An 18,104-nucleotide genomic window follows, 5' to 3' on the forward strand; every position below is an offset into this window, starting at 1 on the left:
TATGCCTCTGTTCAGCCCCTGGGATCCTCGGCCATGATCCGGGTCATGTTCCGTTCGGCGAGTGCGGTGATCGTGACGAACGGATTGACCCCGATCGAGCCGGGGACCAGGGCGCCGTCGGTGACGTAGAGCCCCGAATATCCTTTGGCGCGGCCGTAGTTGTCGGTGGCCCGGCCCAGTACGCAGCCGCCGAGCGGGTGGTACGTGAAGTCGTCGGCGAAGGTCTTGTTGCCGCCGAACAGGTCGTACCGGTAGATGGTCACGTTGGCCCTGTTGATGCGGTCGAAGAGCGATTTGGCCGCGTTGACGGAGGGCTGGTTCTGGGACCGGGTCCAGTTGAGCTTCGCGGAGTCGGTGGCGGCGTCGTACGAGAAAGTGCCGCGCTCAGGGTTCTTGGTGATCGCCAGATAGAGGCTGATCCAGTGCTCGAACCCCATCGGCAGCGGCGCTATCTCCGCGAAGACGGGGTTGGTGGGGTTGGCCCAGTCGTCGATGCCCATGGTGGGCATGGTCGCCTGGTTCGCCCCGACGGTGTCCCAGATGTGGTTGGCGCGGCCGGTCATCACATTGCCGTTGTGACCCCAGCCCCTGCCGACCTCGGTACTGAGGGCGGGCAGCGTGCCGGTCTCCCGGGCGCGCACCAGGAGTTCGGTGGTGCCGAGGCTGCCGGCGCCGAGGAAGAGCTGTCTGCAGCCGAGCTCTCTGGTCTCCACGACCCGGCCCGCGTTGTCCGTCACATCGACGGTCAGGACGTAGCTGCCGTCGGGCTCTGTCCGGATCGCTCTGGCCCGGTTCATGGTCTGGATGGTGATGTTGCCGGTGCCGAGGGCGGCCGCGAGGTAGGTCTTGTCGACACTGCGTTTGCCGTGGTTGTTGCCGTAGATGACCTCGCCCGCGAGCGCCGACCTGGTGGCCTGGCCGGTGGCTTCGCGCTGCATGTAGCCGAAGTCGTAGACGTTCGGGACGAAGACGGTCTTCAGCCCGGCGTTGTGGGCGTGCTTGCGGGAGATCCGCGAGAAGCGGTACCACTCGGTGGACTCGAACCAGGCCGGGTCGACCGTGTTGACGCCGAGCATCGCGCGGGCCCGTGGGAAGTAGGTGTCGTACATCTCCGTGGCGTCGACCTGTGGCAGAACCTCGGAGAAGTACGAACGCAGCGGGGTCACCGCCATTCCGCCGTTGACCAGCGATCCGCCACCGACGCCGCGGCCGACGAAGACCGACATCTCGGCGTGGCGGACGCGGTCGAGTACGCCGGGGTAGCTGCTGATGTTCTTGTTGACGACGTCCAGCCAGAGAAACGTGGCCAGCGGCGCCTCGGTTCGGGTGCGGAACCACATCGAGCGCTGGTCGGGCGCTCCGGTGGTACAGAAGATCTTTCCGTCCGGGCCCGGGGTGTCCCAGAGCCGGCCCATCTCCAGGACGACCGTGCGGACGCCCGCCTCGCCGAGGCGGAGTGCGGCGACAGCCGCGCCGTAGCCGGAGCCGATCACGACGGCGGGGGCGTAGTCGGCGGCGGAAGGCTCCACGGCGGCTGCCGAGGAGAGACCAATGCGGGTGAAGCCGAACGCGGCCGCGGCCTGCAGGGCTGCCAGGCCCAGCAGTTGACGGCGCGTCAGATGTGATGTCATGGGCGCATCATGAGCGGAATATCCGACTCCGCCTATATGTCGCGCGGACCCAATCTGAAAGGCCGTCAAGAGTGCGTCTTCGGCCGTGCGGTCCGCAGGCTTCGGCCACGGACGGGCCGGCGGGCCGGAAACCGTGACGCGCTCAGCCGGCGGCTCGGCCGGCCGCCGTCCGAGAGTGAGCCCCACGGCGGCCGGGAACCGTCCGGAGAGCGTCAGGGAGCTCTCCGGGGCGCTTGCAGGCTCAGGGCGCGTTCAGGCCGCGTCAGAGCAGCGTCTTGAGCTTCTCCGCGAGCAGATCCCAGCGCCACTTCTCCTCGACCCACTCCCGGCCGCGCTCCCCCATCCGCCGGCGCAGCCCCGGGTCCTCGAGAAGCGCGACGATCCGCTCGGCCGACTCCTCGGCGGAGCCGCCGCGGACCACCCAGCCCGTCTCTCCGTCGAGTACGGCGTCGGGGGCGCCGCCCGAGTCGCCGGCGACGACCGGCAGCCCGGTCGCCGACGCCTCCAGATACACGATGCCGAGGCCCTCGACATCGAGACCGCCCCTGCGCGTACGGCAGGGCATGGCGAAGACGTCACCCGCGCCGTAGTGGGCGGGCAGCTCTTCCCAGGGGACGGAGCCGGTGAAGCGCACGGACTTCGCGACCCCGCTCTCGCTCGCCAGCTTTCGCAGATCGTTCTCGTACGGACCGCCGCCGACGATCAGCAGCACCGCGGCGGGCACCTTCGCCAGGATCGCGGGCATCGCGAGGATCAGGGTGTCCTGGCCCTTGCGCGGCACCAGCCGGGACACACAGACGACCACCGGCCGGCCGGCGAGACCGAGCCGCTCGCGGACCACATCCCCGCCCGAACCCGGATGGAAGGTCTTCTCGTCGACGCCGGGTGGCAGTTGGGTCATCCGGCCGGCGGCCTCGGGTGTCAGAGCGGCGGCTATCCGGGAGCGGGTGTACTCACCGAGATAGGTGATCGTGTCCGTGCCCTCGCCGATCCGGCGCAACAGCTGCCGGGACGCGGGCAGTTGCGCCCAGCCGGCCTCATGGCCGTGGGTGGTGGCCACCAGTCGGCGCGCCCCCGCCCTGCGCAGGGCGGGGGCCATCAGCCCGAGCGGGGCCGCCGCCCCGAACCACACGGATTCGCAGCCGTGCTCGCGCAGCAGCCGGGTGGCCCGTCGGGTGACACGCGGTGTCGGCAGCAGCATCGTCGTACGGTCCCGTACGACGGTGAAGGGCTGCTCGGCGTCGAACGCGGCGGTCGCCTCGATGCCATCGCGGCCGCGCTTCCAGGTAGATGCGTAGACGACGAGCTGCTCGGGGTCCAGACGCAGCGCCATGTTGTGCAGGAACGCCTGGATGCCGCCGGGCCTGGGCGGAAAGTCGTTGGTCACGATCAAGGTCTTGTGCATCGTCGCCGACAGTACCGAACGGCCCTGCCTGATCGCTCCCGCACAGCCCTGCCAGGCATCATGGGCACCCCCGGACCGGGACGAAAGGGACGAGGCGCGCATGGCAGGCGTACGCGGCGGCAACGGCGGCACCCGGCTCTCCATCGCGGTGTGGATCCTCAGCAGGACCGCGCTGCTGCTCTGTGTCTTCAAGGTCGTCGAACTGCCGGGCCCGGATGTCACCAGCGACGTCTCGGTGATCTACCAGGGCTGGTACGAGGTGCTGAAGGCCGGCACATTTCCGCTGGACGACGTCACCTGGCAGTACCCGCCCGCAGCCGCGCTCGCGATCCTCTCCCCGGCCGTGCTCCCCTGGCTCGGCTACGCCTCCGCCTTCTTCGTCCTCATCCTGTACTGTGACGCGCTCGTCTTCGGCCTGCTGCTGTACGCGGCCGGGCGGCCCGGAAAATCGCGGCGCGGCCTGTGGGTGTGGACCTGGGGCGTGCCACTGCTCGGCCCCACCGCGTACGCCCGCTACGACCTGATGGTCACGGCCGTCGCCGTCACCGCGCTGCTCGCCGGCGCGCGCCGTCCGCGGACGCTGGGCGCGCTGGCGGGCTTCGGGGCGCTGCTGAAGATCTGGCCGCTACTGCTGCTCGTCGGCACCCCGCGCGGCCGGTCCACCCGCCGCTCCTGGACCACCGCTGCGATCACCGCGGCAGGGCTGACACTGCTGCTCTGCGGGGTACTGCCGGGCGCGCCGGCGTTCATCACCTCCCAGCGCGACCGGGGCACGGAGATCGAGTCTCTGGGCGGGCTGGCCTTCCATGTGGCGAGGCACTTCGGCTGGCGGGGCGAGGCGCTGCTCAATTACGGCTCGGTGGAGTTCCTCGGCCCGTACGTCCCTCTCGTCTCCGTCCTCGCGCTCGCCCTCAGCTTCCTCGCCCTCGGCTGGCTGGTGTGGTGGCGGCTGCGGGCGAAGGTGTTCGGGCCGGGCACACCGTGCGACGCGGCCTTCGCCGCGTTGCTGCTGTTCACCGCCACGAGCCGGGTGATCAGCCCCCAGTACCTGATCTGGCTGGTCGGTGCGGCCGCCGCCTGCCTCACCTTCCGGGCGAGCCGGATGGCGCTGCCTGCCTGGCTGGTGCTGGCCGCCACAGGGACGACGCAGCTGGAGTTCCCGCTTCTGTTCTCGCATGTGGTGGCGAGCGACCCGCTGGGCGTGCTGCTGCTCGCCGTACGCAACGGACTACTGGTCGCAGCGGCACTGACCGCCTGCCGACGGCTGTGGTGCCGGACGGTGAGCGGGCCGGGCCGCCGCCCCCTGCCGAATCAGCCGACCCGCGACACCGCGACGCTCGCTTCCTGACCCCGCGCCTGACTTCGCATCCGCCCGAAGAGCCGCCCGAGCACCCCGCCCTGCAGCGCCGTGGCCACTCCCATCGCCAGGCATACCCCCGGCAGTCCGAGCCCCGTCAGGGCATGGGCGAGCGGCAATTGGACGACGCAGCCGGGACACCGGCGAGCTTCTTCTACCGCGACGGCAGCCCCGTACGGGCCGAGGAGGCCGGCGATCTCTTCCGGCAGGGGATGCTGCGGATCGCCCGCGCTACGGGCGACGAGGAGAAGCGGTGGCTCAGCGAGGCCATCGCGCAGCTCCGGCCCTGATCAGCCTTCCAGCCGCTCCCGCAGATACTCGCGCCACCGCACCGTGAAGTCCGCGGGCGTCGTGCCGAGTACGTCGTTCATCGCCTTCTCCACCGCACCCGCCCGGTCCTTCCCCTCCCCGACGGCCCGGTAGAACGAGGTGAGCCGCTCCTCGCCCCATCGCGCGGCGATCAGCTCACAGGCCAGCCAGCCGCCCTCGTACGCCTGCGCCAGCCCGTCCGCGTCCCCGCCGAAGGCGAAGTCAGCGTCGTCCGGCAGCGCGGCGGGCACGTCGCCTCGCCGGACCGCGCGCTGGAGTTCCGGGGCGGCCTGGCCCGCCGTACGGCCCGTGTCCCGGTACGCCACCCAGTCCGCGAAGCCCTCCGAGAGCCACATCGGCGTGGCCGCCGAAGTATGGGCGCGGGTGGCCACATGGGTGGTCTCGTGGATGAGCACGACGCCCTGGCCGAAGTCGCCGAGCACTCCGTACGCCTCCGGGTTGACGATCACCCGGTCCGCGGGCGCCTTCCCGGCCGCTCCGGTCTCGCCGGTGGTGACCGCGGCTATCCCCCGGTATCCGGCGGCCGGCGCGCCCAGCAGCGCGCCCATGGCGTCCAGCGAGGCGGGGACGAGGACGACCACACGGCCCGTCCACTTCGAGTGCCAGGCCTTTGATACGGCGGGCACGGCGCGGTCGGCCGTCGCCGCGAGCGAGCGCAGCCGTTCGGCTTTCTGGCCGACGGCGAGGACGATGCTGTGTCTGCCCCGTACGACCTGGACGTCGCCCTGCTGCCAGAGCTGCTGGGCGGCGCCCTTGGCCGCGCGGTCGGCCGTCACGTACCAGCGGCCGTCACGCTCGGCCAGCTCCAGCCTGCGGGAAGCGATCACGGGCGCGGTGTCGTAGCCGTCTATCCGGTAGCGCAGTTCGGCCTCCGCGACGGCTCGCGATCCCTGGCGCCGCACCTGCCCCAGCCGGTACTCCCAGGAGCGCAGCGGCACGTCCGCGAGGTTCTCGAACTCCTTGCCCGCCGTGGCCCGCAGCCGCGTGGCCTCGGGCGCGAGAGCGTCCAGATAGGCGCCCCGGTCGTGGCCGAGGACGGCGGCCGCGCGTTCGTCCAGCGTCCGCCGGATGTCCCGCACGGCGGTGCCGGGCGCCTCGGGGGCCGCGCAGCCGGACACCAGCAGCGCCGCGGCGAGGCCCAGCCCCGCCACACGCCGCACAGCCCGAACCCGACGCCTCGTGCGCCCCTGACCTGCCACCCTGCCGATCGTACGGAACGCGGAAAGGTCAGACGCGCGTCACCGAGGAGACAGGCATCATGCCCACCGGGTCGTAGCGCACCGGTGCGCCCGGGTACGGGGCGTGCACCACCTGCCCGTTTCCCATGTACATCGCGATATGGCTGGCATCGCTGCGGTATGCCACCAAGTCACCGGGCCGCGCCTCGGCCAGGGAGACCTGCCGGCCGGCGTACCGCTGCGCCTGCGAGGTGCGCGGCAGCCCTACTCCCGCTTGGGCGTATGACCACTGCATCAGGCCGGAACAGTCGAAACCGGACGGCCCGTTGGCGCCCCACACATAGGGCCGGCCGACGGCGCTGCGGGCCGCCCGCACGGCCACGGCCGCCCGCGACGAGGCGGGCGCGAGGCCGGAGAGTTCGGGCATGGAGCCGCGGCCGGAGCGGGAGATCCGGTCGAAGGCAGCGCGTTCCGCGGACGGCAGGGAGTTCAGCAGCCGCCGCGCCTCGGTGAGCTTGCGCTCGACGGTGCGTTTGTGGCGGGCGACGGCGGTCCGGCTGCGCTCCAGCTCGGAGAGATCGCGGGTGACTTCCGCGCGCTCCTGGCCGAGTCTGCGCTGCGCCCGCTGGAGATCGTGCAGGGCGGTCGTCTGACGCTCACTGATGCGGTCCAGGGTCTCCGCCCTGTCGAGGTAGGTCTCCGGGTCCGCGGAGAGCAGCAGGGCGAGCGCGGGGTCGATACCGCCCGAACGGTACTGCGCCCCCGCCACCGAACCGAGCGCTCCGCGCATGCGATTGATGCGCTCCTGGCCGCGAGCCACGCGGTCCTGCGCCTGTGTCACCTGCTCGCGCAGCCGCTCCACCCGCTCACCGGCCTTGTTGAAGTGCTCGGTGGCCTGCTCGGCCTCCTCGTACAGCCGGTCGACCTTGGCCCGGCCGCCCTCGGTGGCGTCGTGCGGGTCGGCGCTCGCCGGTGCGGCGCCGAGGGCTGCCGCGGCCGTTGCCGCCGCGGCGGACAGGACGGTGACCCGAGCGCTCTGAGTGAGGCCGGACTGTGAGGGTCGGCGATGGGACGCCACAGGCCGCGCTCCCTTCCGCTGTAAGGATGTTGCGCGGCAGAGAGTAACCGGACGACCACGGAGCGGCCAAAGGCCGTGCCGGGCACACAAAGTGACGCCCCGCCGGAGACCACAGGTCATCGGCGGGGCGCGGCGTCAGCGAGAGTTGACCGAATTCCCCCGTTTGGGCGGAAGTGGAAGCGGGCCGACGGCGGTCAGGGCCGCGTCAGATGCGTACACCGAACTGGAACGGCATGTTGCCGATCGACTCGTAGCGCACGCTCGCGCCGGGCTTGGGGGCGTGCAGCACCTGGCCGTTGCCCGCGTAGAAGCCGACGTGGTGCATGTCGCCGTAGAAGATGACCAGGTCGCCCTGCTGGAGCGCACCCTGCGAGTAGATGCGGGTGCCGGCGTTGGCCTGCGACTGGGAGGTGCGCGGTATGGAGACACCGGCCTGCGCGTACGCCCAGGAGGTCAGTCCGGAGCAGTCGAAGGAGCTGGGGCCGGAGGCGCCGTAGACGTACGGCGAACCGATCTTGCTCTGGGCCGCGGAGAACGCGGCGGACGCCCGCTGCGAGGCCGGGACCGCATTGCCGAGATCCGCACGCGAGTTGTCGCGGTTGGCGCGGGACTCGTCGGCCGAGAGCGCGGCGCGCTCCTTCGCGGTGAGCGAGTTCAGGAGCTTCTGCGCGGCGGCGAGTTTGGTCTGGACTTCCTTCTTCTTCTCGCCAAGCTGCTTGCGGGTGTCGGCCAGGTCGCCGAGCTTGTCCTGGGCCTCCTTGCGCTGCTGCGCGAGGGTCCGCTGCTTGGCCTGGATCTCGGCGAGCGCCTCGGTCTGCTTGGCGCCCAGCTGGTCCAGCGCGGAGGCCTTGTCCAGGTAGCTGTCCGGGTCCGCGGAGAGGAAGAGCTGCACGGCGGGGTCGATGCCGCCGGAGCGGTACTGGGCGCTGGCCACCGAACCGAGACCGTCGCGCAGGGTGTTGAGCTCGTCCTGGCCGCGGGCGACCTTGTCCTGCAGCGCGTCGATCTGCTTGTCGAGCTTCGACTGCTGCTCCTTGGCCCCGTTGTACTTCTCGGTGGCCTTCTCCGCCTCTTCGTAGAGCTTGTCGACCTTCTCCTTGACCTCGCTCTTGCTCGGCTTCGGGTCGGCCTGGGCGGCCTGGGAGGTCAGAGCTACGGCCGCAGCGGCGGTCGCGGTGAGCACGGTCACACGGGTGCGGCTCGGCTGCTTGGGACGACGGTGGGACGCCACGAAGGCGAGCTCCTTCTTCCTCGAGCCGCCTACCGGGCTGTGGGGGGTTGAATCCCCGGCGTCCGCACGTCGATTCCCCGGAAGAAAAGGGATGAACTGCACGAACTCGGCGGTTCCTTCGCTGTCGCCCCGGATGGGCAATCAACCGCGCGAAGGTTCGAGGCCCGACCCTAGTGACCTTCTTGTGATCAGTTCAAATCCTGATGAGAAAAATCTGGGTCCGCGAGCGCATTCTTTACATTCATCACACGCGTAGTAGTGGCCACTTGACACTACGTCCGCCAGAGACACCACTAATTCGGGCATTTGGCGCGGTAGTTACTAGACGCGCGAAAGCCGCTTCAGCAACAAGGCGGACGCGACCGGCCTGGCACCCGCTTTCGCCACCCCGTCGGCGACTTCACGGTCGGTGGAGACCACCACCACGGGCCGACCCGGCGGCTCCGCCCGTACCAGCTGACGGATCAGCTCGTCCGCGGTCACGCCCGCCTTCGAGAACAGCACCCGCACCCCGCGCGGCGGCGCCAGCAGCACCGGCGCCGCCAGTTCCGCACCGTCGAAGACACAGGTGATCTCGGCGCCGGTCTGTGCCGCGAGCATCGAGAGCCCGCCGAGCAGCCGCAGCCGCTGCTTCTCCAACGGCATCGTCGGATAGCCGGTCTTGGTGACGTTGTAGCCGTCCACCACCAGATGCGCCTGCGGCAGCGCGAGCAGCTGCTCGAGCAGGGCGGGATCGGTCTCGGAAAGCGCGCGGGCCGCGATGTCCTTGGGTGACATCCGGCCCGGCTCGACCGCGTCGACCGTGTCCGCGGGATGGATACCGGCCGGCGGCAGGGCCAGCTCGCGGCGCAGGCCCTGAGCCGCGTCGAGCACCGTGTCCAACAGCAGCCGCAGCCGCATGTCCTCGACCGAGCGGCCTTCACGGGCGGCCCGGCGGCCGGCCTCCACGGCCGCCTCGGCCTCGCCGAGGCGCGCCTTCAGCCGCCGGCTCTCGCTCTCGGCCGCCGACACCTGGACCGCGGCCTCAGACCTGATCGTCTCGGTCTCGGCGTCCCTGCGGCGCAGGGCGGCCTCACCGCGCTTCACATCGCTCTGGGCACTGCGCAGCTTGCGGCGAAGCGATTCGGCTTCCTTGCGGGCCGTCTCCAGCTCCGTACGCAGCCGCTCGGTCTCGCTCTTGATCTGGCTGCGCGCCTCGGCGAGCTCCTCGCGCAGCCGCTCCAGCTCACGCCTGCCCGCCTCGTCGGCGCGCTCGGCGTCGGCCCGCTGGGCCTCCTCACCCGCGGCGGCGACGAGTTTCACCCATCCGGTGGGCCGCAGGACATAGGCGGCGGCCGCGACATCGACAGGATCGGCGGCCGCGGGCGGCGATCCCGTCTCCAGCGCCCCGGACAGTTCCGGCTGGGCCTGGCTGAGCCGCTCGCCGATACGCTGCCGGAAGACCGGGTCGCTCTCCAGGGCCGCGGCCATCGCATTGCCCGCGTACTTGGCGCGCCGGGACGGGGTGAAACGGGCGTACTGCCGCAACTGGGACGGAAGTTCGGCGACGGTCAGGCCGCCGAAGGCGTCCGAGACCAGCGCCATGACCCTGCGCCGTACGCCTTCCGGCAGCGGGCGGTCGAGCGCCTCGGCGGCGTCACCGGCCGCACCGGCCGGCTCATCGCCGCTTGCAGGCTGCTCCACAATCCGTCACCCCACTACCCGTTCGGGCCGCTCCGTCAGGAAGCAGCGCCCGGCCTGTCCACCAGCTCGATCTGGTCCACCGCGTTGCACCACCGGCAGCGCACCGACTCGATGGTCTCACTGACCACCTCGCGCTCCTCGACCGTCGGCTCTCCGGCCAGGTCCAGATGGACGTATTCGACGACCTTGGAGGAACGGGTGACATCGAAGCGGGTGAGGTTGCCGCAGAGCGTGCAGCGCCAGCGGGTCTCGGCCGTCGGCCGGGGAACCGTCGTCATCGTGCCGTCCTCTTTCGTGGTGCGGTTGCGGGTGCCGCTGTGCGCCGTCGAACTGCGGATGTACTGCCTGTAACCCTACGGCCTCGCGGGTCCCCATTGCCGCGGCGAGGCACTCTGTACCGTTCGGCCCCACTACGCCATGCTCTGTCCATGATCGGTTGGTGGGGTGCGATCCGGGGCGCGGCCTCGGGACCTGCGATGACGTACGGCGCGATCGCCGTCTGCTGTGCGGTGTTCGTCCTCAGTCCCGCCTCCGGCCTCAATCCCGTGTACGGCACCGGTGACGCGCTGCTCACCGGGCAGAGCACATACTTCGCACGCTGGGGCGTCATCCCCGTCGAACTGATGAGCAGCTCCTCCCCCCGCGCGCTGATCACACCCCTCACGGCCCTCTTCGTCCACGGCAGTTGGCTGCATCTGCTGGGCAACATGCTCTTCCTGTACGTCTTCGGGGCGATGGCCGAGGAGCGGATGGGACAGCTGGAGTTCGCCCTCTTCTATCTGGGCTGCGGATATCTGGCACTGCTCGCCTACGCGGCGGCCAACGCCGGCTCCGAGCAGACCCTGGTGGGAGCGTCCGGGGCGATCTCGGGCGTGCTCGGCGCCTTCCTCTACCTCTTCCCGAAGGCCCGGGTCACCAGTCTCTTCCCGTTCCTCTTCTTCCTGCCGCTGCGCCTCCCCGCCTGGATCGTCCTGATCTTCTGGTTCGTCCTGCAGTGGCTGGCGGCGCGGGGCGCGGGCAGCGGCCCGGGAGTCGCGTATCTCGCACATCTGGTGGGGTTCGGGCTGGGCTTTCTCTATGCCTGGGGACGATTCCGGCAGGGGACTAGAGTGAAGGCCCAAGCAGCGGCCACCGAGGGAGAAAGCCAACCGTGATCACCGCGATCGTGCTCATCAAGACCAGCGTGGACCGGATCCCCGAGATCGCCGAGTCGATCGCCGCGCTGGACAGCGTCAGCGAAGTCTTCTCCGTCACCGGTACGTACGACCTGATCGCCATGGTGCGAGTGGCCAAGCACGACGACCTCGCGGATGTCATCCCCGGCCGGATCAGCAAGATCCCGGGCGTCGAGGGAACCGATACGCATGTCGCCTTCCGCACCTACTCGCAGCACGACCTCGAGGCGGCCTTCGCGATCGGCCTCGACGCGTAACGCCCGCTGCACGACGAGCCCCCGGACCGGTTGGTCCGGGGGCTCGTCGTCCATCAGGGCTCAGACGGCCGGGACGCAGCGGCCGTCCTGCGTGCGGTAGTTCCACCGCGCACCGTCGCTGACGAGTTCCTTCACCGCCCGCAGGAAACGCTCCACGTGCTCGTCCGGCGTACCGGCGCCGAAGCTGACCCGGATCGCGTTGAGCGAGCGAAGCGGGAGAGGGGTTCCGTCGGCCGAAGGCTGGGAGAGCTCGCCCGGATCGGCCTCCGGCGCACCGCACTCGCCCAGGTCCTGCGGGTCGCTGCCCAGCAGGGTCCGCACCAGCGGGTGGGCGCAGAAGAGTCCGTCCCGTACCCCGATCCCGTACTCCGCCGAGAGCGCGGCCGCGAAGTGCGAGCTGTTCCAGCCCTCGACGACGAAGGAGATGACGCCGACGCGCGGCGCGTCGTCCCCGAAGAGCGAGAGCACCTTGACCTGCTCCACCTCCGCCAGACCGGTACGGACCTTGGCGACCAGCTGCCGCTCACGGGCGACGAGGCTGTCGAAGCCGGCCTCGGTGAGCGCCTTGCAGGCGGAGGCGATGGAGTACACGCCGATGACGTTCGGCGAACCGGCCTCGTGCCGGGCGGCCGTGGTGTGCCAGTCGACGTCCACGCCGCCGTCCGCACGCCGGGCGACCTTGCGGGACGCACCGCCGCCCGCGAGGTACGGCTCCGCGTCCCGCAGCCAGTCCGCGCGCCCGGCGAGCACGCCCGAGCCGAACGGCGCGTACAGCTTGTGCCCCGAGAAGGCGACCCAGTCCACGTCCAACTCCTGTACGGAGACAGGGTGGTGGGGCGCGAGCTGGGCCGCGTCGAGCACGATTCGCGCGCCGTGGGCGTGTGCCACGGCGGCCAGCTCCTTCACCGGCCACAGTTCACCGGTGACATTCGACGCTCCGGTCACACAGACCAGGGCGGGCCCGCGCCCCTGGTGAATAGACGCGGTGCGGTCGGCGAGCGCGCGCTCCAGCGCCTGGACCGCCTCGGCCGGCGTACGCGGTGCGTCCAGAAAGGTCACCCGGGCCTCGCTCCCCCTACGCCCTGCGGCGCGGGGGGACCCCCACGGCAGCAGCGCGGCGTGGTGCTCGGTCTCGAAGACGAAGACCTGGCAGTCGGCGGGGAGCGCGGCGGCCAGCAGGTTCAGCGAGTCGGTGGTGGAACGGGTGAAGACGACCTGGTCGTCGGCGCGGCAGTCGAGGAACTCCGCGACCGTCGTGCGGCTGCTCTCGAAAAGGTCGGTGGAGAGCTGCGAGAGGTACCCGGCACCGCGGTGCACGCTGCCGTAGTAGGGGGCGTAGGCGGCCACGTCGTCCCACACCCGCTGCAGGGCCGGGGCACTCGCCGCGTAGTCGAGGGCCGCGTAGGTGACCTCGCCGCCGGTGACCAGCGGAACGGTCACATCACGGCCGAGTACCGGCAGCGGCGCTGCGCAGGCGGGGTCGGCGGACTCTGCAGAAGCAGCGGTGGCGGAGACGGTCGCAGTGGCAGTCGCGGTGGCAGTCGCGGTGGCGGTGGCGGTCTCAACGGTGTTCGGGCATGCGGACATGGCGGTATCTCCCGGCAGGACAAGGCTGGGGGTCCCCCCGACGGAGTCAGGGGGAGGCTTCGACGGACCCGCACGGCAGCCGGCTGAAGGCTCTGTGTACGGGGATGCCCTCGCACGTCACGGCGATCGCCGTACGGAGGGTCTGCTGAAGAAGGGGCTTGCCAGCCCTATCGCATTCGCTTGCTCACGAGACTGCTCCCTTGAGGACCAGGACCCCAGGGTGTGCAGGGGTCCGCGCTTGCCGTAGACCTCACTGCCTACGGCCTGGTCTTCACCCGGGGCACCCCGCCACGGACGGAGGGTTGCCGGACAGCGAGCCGGGGCCTTAATCGCTGTCACTCATGACCTTGGAAAGCATCCTGCCACACGTCCCACAACGCGCAAGGCGCGGTCCAGTTCCTGAGACAGGAAGAGGAACCGCGCCTTGCGTCGCGCCACTGCTCTCTCAGGCGTTGCTGACGGCGATCCACCGCTCGAGTGCCGCCTTGGCCGCGCCCGAGTCGATCGCAGCCGCGGCCTTCGAGATGCCCGCCGCGAGCTGTTCGTTCAGGCTCTGGTCCGTCGGCTCCAGCGCCACCAGGGCCGCGGCCGCGTTGAGCAGCACGGCATCCCGTACGGGCCCGCTCTCGCCGCTCAGCAGCCGGCGCGCGACATCGGCGTTGTACGAGGCGTCCGCGCCCCGCAGAGCCTCTACGGGCACCAGGTCGATGCCGACGTCCCGCGGGTCGAAGGCCTCCTCCCGCACCGCCCCGTCCCGTACCACCCACACCCGGGAGGTGGCTGTCGTCGTCAGCTCGTCCAGACCGTCGTCGCCGCGGAAGACCAGCGCCGAGGAGCCGCGCTCGGCCAGCACTCCGGCCAGGATCGGCGCCATCCGCGCGTCCGCGACACCGGTGGCCTGGGCCTTCACCTTCGCCGGGTTGGTGAGCGGGCCGAGGAAGTTGAACGTGGTGCGGATGCCCAGCTCCCTGCGGGCGGCCGCCACATGCCGCAGTGCCGGGTGGAACTTGACCGCGAAGCAGAAGGTGATCCCCGCCTCCTCCGCGACCTCGGCGACCCGTTGCGGGGTGAGTTCGAGATTGACGCCGAGCTTCTCCAGTACGTCGGAGGCGCCGCTGGCCGACGACGCGGCGCGGTTTCCGTGCTTGACGACCTTCGCGCCCGTACCGGCGACGACGATCGCGGACATCGTGGAGATGTTCACGGTCTTGGCGCCGTCACCGCCCGTGCCGACGATGTCGACGCTGGGGCCCGGCACCTCGATCAGGTTGGCGTGCGCGTACATGGTCCGTACGAGACCGGAGATCTCCTCGACCGTCTCGCCCTTGGCACGCAGCGCGACCACGAAACCGGCGATCTGGGCATTCGTCGCCTCGCCGCTGAGGATGCGGTCCATTGCCCAGGCGGTCGCGTCGGCGCCCTGGTCACGGTTGCTGAGGAGCGCGTCCAGAACGCGGGGCCAGGAGAGGTCCGCCACGCTGTCGCCGCCAACCGGGGTCACAACGTTCATGGTCCACTCCAGGGTCCACAGCCGAATAGGGATGGCTCCACCCTATCCAGCCCCGCAGACGGCGAAGAGCCCCGTCCAACGAATGGACGGGGCTCCCGCTGTGGCGATCAGCTGGGATCAGTACTGGCGATCAGTGGTGGCCGTGGCCGCTGGTGATCTCCTTGTACTCCTCGCTGGTCGGCTTGGGGAGCTGGTTCCCCTCGCCGTAGTAGCCCTTGCTGAGCTTGGCCCTGAGCTTCTGCAGGCGGCTCACCTTGCGCTCGACACCGTTCTCGTCGACCGTCGGGCCGATCTCGGCGGGCCTGTACTGGTGGTGCGCGGTGAGCGTGTAGAGCTGCTCCTGCGAGAGCGGCTCGTGGATCTCGACGAACTCACCGTGCGGCAGCCGCTTGATGACGCCGGACTCGCGCCCGTGCAGCACCTTGTCGTGGTCACGCCGCTGCAGACCCATGCAGATCCGCTTGGTGATGACGAACGCGATCACCGGGGCGACGAAGAAGGCGATCCGGGCGAACCAGGTGATGGCGTTGATCGACAGGTGGAAGAAGACGGCGAACATGTCGTTGCCACCGGCGATCAACAGAATGACGTACCAGGTCAGCCAGGCCACACCGAAAGCCGTACGGGTCGGGGCGTTGCGAGGGCGGTCCAGGATGTGGTGCTCGCGCTTGTCCCCAGTGATCCAGGACTCGATGAACGGGTAGACCGCGATCGCGACCAGGATCAGCGGGAAGATCATCAGCGGTACGAACACACCCAGAGCGAGCGTGTGTCCCGCGAAATTGATCTCCCAGCCGGGCATCGCGCGGATCAGACCCTCGGAGAAGCCCATGTACCAGTCGGGCTGGGCGCCGGTGGAGACCTGGTCCGGGCGGTACGGTCCGAGCGCCCAGATCGGGTTGATCGAGGCGATGGCCGCGATGATCGAGATGACACCGAAGACCAGGAAGAAGAAGCCTCCGGCCTTGGCCATGTAGACCGGCAGCAGCGGCATGCCGACGACGTTCTTGTTGTTACGGCCGGGGCCCGCGAACTGCGTGTGCTTGTGGTAGAAGACCAGGATCAGGTGCGCCACCAGCAGGCCCATCATGATGCCCGGCAGCAGCAGGATGTGGATCGAGTAGAACCGCGCGACGAAGTCACCGCCCGGGAACTCACCGCCGAACAGGAACATCGACATGTACGTGCCGACGATCGGCATCGACAGGATCGCGCCCTCCATGAAGCGCACACCTGTACCGGAGAGCAGGTCGTCCGGGAGCGAGTAGCCGGTGAAGCCGGTGAACATGCCGAGCACCAGCAGCAGGAAGCCGAAGAGCCAGTTGATCTCGCGCGGCTTGCGGAAGGCGCCCGTGAAGAAGACGCGCATCATGTGCACGAGCATGCCCGCGACGAAGATCAGCGCCGCCCAGTGGTGGATCTGCCGGATCAGCAGACCACCGCGGACCTCGAAGCTGATGTCCAGGGTCGAGGCATACGCCTCGGACATCCGGATGCCCTGCATCGGGACGTAGGTCCCGTGGTACTCCACCTCGTTCATGCTCGGGTGGAAGAACAGCGTCAGATACACACCCGTGAGGATGATGATGATGAAGCTGTAGAGGCAGATCTCACCCAGCATGAAGGACCAGTGGTCCGGGAAGATCTTCCGCATGTTGGACTTGGCCAGGGAGTAGATCCCGAGCCGGCCGTCCGCCCAGTCGGCGACCCGCTCACCTGCGGGCGCCTTGCGGTTCTTGTCGTCGGTCGCAGTACTCATCCGCGCTCCCAGAAGGAAGGACCGACGGGCTCGTCGAAGTCGCCGAGCGCCTCGAGGTTTCCATCGTCATTCACACCGATCCGCAGCTGCGGAAGGGCGTGACCGGCCGGGCCGAAGATGACGCGGGCGCCGTCGGAGAGGTCGAAAGTGGACTGGTGGCACGGGCAGAGCACGTGGTGCGTCTGCTGCTCGTACAGGCTGATCGGGCAGCCGACGTGCGTGCAGATCTTGGAGAACGCCACGATGCCGTCGTGTGACCACTCGAGCTCGCGCTTGTCCTTGATCTCGTCCGGCTGGATCCGGACGATCATCAGGGCCGCCTTGGCGATCTGCTTCTGGAAGTCCTCCGCGTCCTCCTCCAGGCCCTCGGGCATGGCGAAGGTGAGCGAACCCACGGCGACGTCCTCGGGACGCAGCGGCTCATGGGTGTTCATGTTGACGAGCAGCTTGCCCTTGGCCCACATCGTCTTGCGGAGCTTCTCCTCGGGCAGCGGCCCGAGGTCGCGCAGCAGCATGAGACCGGAGAGCGGCACCAGGGCCAGCGCACCGAACATGGTGTTGCGGATCAGCTTGCGCCGGCCGAAGCCGGACTCCTCCGCGCCTGCGGCGAAGTCGGCCATGACCTTGGCCTTGACCTCGGAATCGGCAGCGATGGGGTGTCGGTCGTCGGCGACCTCCACATCGGACATCAGGGTGCGGGCCCAGTGGACCGCTCCCGCGCCGATGCTGAAGAGCGCCACACCGAGGGTCATACCCAGGGAGAAGTTGAGCGCGCTCACATGCCCGAACGGGAAGATGAAGACGATCTTGTCGACCGGGAAGATCACGTACGAGGCGATGAAGCCGATCGTGGCCAGCATCGACAGCGTGAACATGAAGGCGACAGCGCGCTCGGAGCGCCTGGCGGCCCGCTCGTCGATGTCCTGGATGCGCGGCTTGTGGGCCGGCAGCCCCGGGTCCGCGAACGGATCGTCCGCGACCTTTACCGCGCCGTGCGCGGAGTCCTGCTCTGACGGCAGGTTCTCTTCTGGATTCTCTTGGCTGCTCATGACTTCTTGGCCTTAGCGGTGTGGGCCGCGACCCAGATGGCGACTGCGATCAGCGCACCCAGACCGAAGATCCAGCCGAACAGACCCTCGCTGACGGGGCCGAGGCCACCGAGCTTGAGGCCGCCGGGGCTCTCGGAGTCGTCGCCGTTCACCGTCTTGATGTACGCGATGATGTCCTGCTTTTCCTTCTCCGGCAGCGTGGTGTCGGGGAAGGACGGCATGTTCTGCGGGCCGGTCTGCATGGCCTCGTAGATGTGCTTGGGGTCCACGCCCTCAAGGTTCGGGGCGTATTTGCCGTTCGTCAGCGCACCGCCCTCACCAGTGAAGTTGTGGCACTGGGCGCAGTTGGTACGGAACAGGTCGCCACCCTTGGCGATGTCCGCACCTTCCGGGCTGTACTGCTTCTCGGTCGGCGTGATCGGGCCCGCGCCGAGGGAGGCCACGTACGCCGCGAGCTGGTCGATCTCGCTCTGCGAGTAGATGACCTTCTTCGCCGGCACCTGGGCGCCGGGCTGCTGGGCGGGCATCCGGCCGGTGCCGACCTGGAAGTCGACAGCGGCGGAGCCCACGCCGACGAGGCTCGGGCCGTCAGTGGTCCCCTGACCGCCGATCCCGTGGCAGCTTGCGCAGCCTACGGTGTAGAGCTTCTTGCCCTCCTCGATGGCGAGTGACTGGGCAGTTTCATCGGCCTGCGCCTTGTCCGCGGGTGCGAACGCGGCGTACAGCCCCCCAGTGGCCGCCAGCGCGAGGAGTAGGACGACGACCGCCGCCAGCGGATGGCGTCGTCGTGCGGAGAGCTTTTTCACGGATTACCCCGGTGTCAGGATCTTCTGCGTCGATGCTTCTGGACTGTGTCTGCTTCAGGCAACGAGTG

General features: G+C 69.6%; 15 protein-coding genes, 1 pseudogene and 1 riboswitch. Of the genes and pseudogenes, 4 read left to right on the forward strand and 12 right to left on the reverse strand.

Going from position 1 to position 18,104, the window contains the following annotated elements:
• Positions 1–11: 11 nt before the first annotated feature.
• Together OG966_RS11370 and OG966_RS11375 are read right to left on the reverse strand one after the other, a co-directional pair.
• Positions 12–1,631: a GMC oxidoreductase gene (locus OG966_RS11370; protein ID WP_326649398.1), complete on the reverse strand. Its 1,620-nt coding sequence runs from the start codon at positions 1,629–1,631 to the stop codon at positions 12–14.
• Between the two features lie 262 nt (positions 1,632–1,893).
• Positions 1,894–3,036: a glycosyltransferase family 4 protein gene (locus tag OG966_RS11375; protein WP_326649399.1), complete on the reverse strand. Its 1,143-nt coding sequence runs from the start codon at positions 3,034–3,036 to the stop codon at positions 1,894–1,896.
• A gap of 100 nt (positions 3,037–3,136) precedes the next feature.
• Here OG966_RS11375 and OG966_RS11380 point away from each other — a divergent pair, with 100 nt between their 5' ends.
• Positions 3,137–4,384, forward strand: coding sequence for a glycosyltransferase 87 family protein (locus tag OG966_RS11380; RefSeq protein WP_326649400.1), 1,248 nt, complete (start codon positions 3,137–3,139; stop codon positions 4,382–4,384).
• 146 nt (positions 4,385–4,530) lie between these two features.
• Positions 4,531–4,683 (forward strand): annotated as a pseudogene (locus tag OG966_RS11385) (PadR family transcriptional regulator); the annotation flags it as partial.
• Here OG966_RS11385 and OG966_RS11390 read toward each other — a convergent pair.
• The 5 genes from OG966_RS11390 to OG966_RS11410 all read right to left on the reverse strand — a co-directional run bounded on the left by OG966_RS11390 (position 4,684) and on the right by OG966_RS11410 (position 10,171).
• On the reverse strand, positions 4,684–5,883 hold the full coding sequence (locus tag OG966_RS11390; RefSeq protein ID WP_326649401.1) for a hypothetical protein: 1,200 nt from the start codon (positions 5,881–5,883) through the stop codon (positions 4,684–4,686).
• Between the two features lie 67 nt (positions 5,884–5,950).
• Positions 5,951–6,979: a C40 family peptidase gene (locus tag OG966_RS11395; RefSeq protein ID WP_326649402.1), complete on the reverse strand. Its 1,029-nt coding sequence runs from the start codon at positions 6,977–6,979 to the stop codon at positions 5,951–5,953.
• Positions 6,980–7,184: 205 nt separating this feature from the next.
• The gene (locus OG966_RS11400; protein ID WP_326649403.1) at positions 7,185–8,210 is read right to left on the reverse strand and encodes a C40 family peptidase; all 1,026 of its coding nucleotides are present in this window, start codon (positions 8,208–8,210) and stop codon (positions 7,185–7,187) included.
• A 321-nt stretch (positions 8,211–8,531) separates the two neighbouring features.
• On the reverse strand, positions 8,532–9,893 hold the full coding sequence (locus OG966_RS11405; protein ID WP_326649404.1) for an NYN domain-containing protein: 1,362 nt from the start codon (positions 9,891–9,893) through the stop codon (positions 8,532–8,534).
• A 35-nt stretch (positions 9,894–9,928) separates the two neighbouring features.
• Positions 9,929–10,171 carry a hypothetical protein gene (locus OG966_RS11410; RefSeq protein WP_326649405.1) on the reverse strand — a complete coding sequence of 81 codons (243 nt, stop codon included), beginning with the start codon at positions 10,169–10,171 and terminating at the stop codon, positions 9,929–9,931.
• 150 nt (positions 10,172–10,321) lie between these two features.
• Here OG966_RS11410 and OG966_RS11415 point away from each other — a divergent pair, with 150 nt between their 5' ends.
• Both OG966_RS11415 and OG966_RS11420 read left to right on the forward strand, forming a co-directional pair.
• The gene (locus OG966_RS11415) at positions 10,322–11,047 is read left to right on the forward strand and encodes a rhomboid family intramembrane serine protease (RefSeq protein ID WP_326649406.1); all 726 of its coding nucleotides are present in this window, start codon (positions 10,322–10,324) and stop codon (positions 11,045–11,047) included.
• On the forward strand, positions 11,044–11,325 hold the full coding sequence (locus OG966_RS11420) for an Lrp/AsnC family transcriptional regulator (RefSeq protein ID WP_005318592.1): 282 nt from the start codon (positions 11,044–11,046) through the stop codon (positions 11,323–11,325). The genes OG966_RS11415 and OG966_RS11420 overlap by 4 nt, the downstream gene beginning before the upstream one ends.
• Before the next feature lie 60 nt (positions 11,326–11,385).
• On the opposite strand, the gene OG966_RS11425 is transcribed toward OG966_RS11420, so the two are convergent.
• From OG966_RS11425 to qcrC, 5 genes are all read right to left on the reverse strand, one after another.
• Positions 11,386–12,912, reverse strand: coding sequence for an aminotransferase class V-fold PLP-dependent enzyme (locus OG966_RS11425; protein ID WP_326649407.1), 1,527 nt, complete (start codon positions 12,910–12,912; stop codon positions 11,386–11,388).
• A gap of 229 nt (positions 12,913–13,141) precedes the next feature.
• A riboswitch (SAM riboswitch) is annotated at positions 13,142–13,259 on the reverse strand.
• A gap of 98 nt (positions 13,260–13,357) precedes the next feature.
• Complete coding sequence (gene trpD, locus OG966_RS11430) at positions 13,358–14,422, reverse strand: anthranilate phosphoribosyltransferase (RefSeq protein ID WP_326649409.1); 1,065 nt, start codon at positions 14,420–14,422, stop codon at positions 13,358–13,360.
• Between the two features lie 130 nt (positions 14,423–14,552).
• The gene (gene qcrB, locus OG966_RS11435) at positions 14,553–16,181 is read right to left on the reverse strand and encodes a cytochrome bc1 complex cytochrome b subunit (RefSeq protein ID WP_326649410.1); all 1,629 of its coding nucleotides are present in this window, start codon (positions 16,179–16,181) and stop codon (positions 14,553–14,555) included.
• Positions 16,178–17,230, reverse strand: a complete 1,053-nt coding sequence (qcrA, locus tag OG966_RS11440) for a cytochrome bc1 complex Rieske iron-sulfur subunit (protein ID WP_326649411.1) — start codon at positions 17,228–17,230, stop codon at positions 16,178–16,180. Before qcrA ends, qcrB begins: the two co-directional genes overlap by 4 nt.
• Positions 17,227–18,036, reverse strand: a complete 810-nt coding sequence (gene qcrC / locus OG966_RS11445) for a cytochrome bc1 complex diheme cytochrome c subunit (protein ID WP_326649412.1) — start codon at positions 18,034–18,036, stop codon at positions 17,227–17,229. Before qcrC ends, qcrA begins: the two co-directional genes overlap by 4 nt.
• Between the last annotated feature and the right edge of the window lie 68 nt (positions 18,037–18,104).

Source organism: Streptomyces sp. NBC_01750, from assembly GCF_035918095.1.
Lineage (GTDB): Bacteria > Actinomycetota > Actinomycetes > Streptomycetales > Streptomycetaceae > Streptomyces.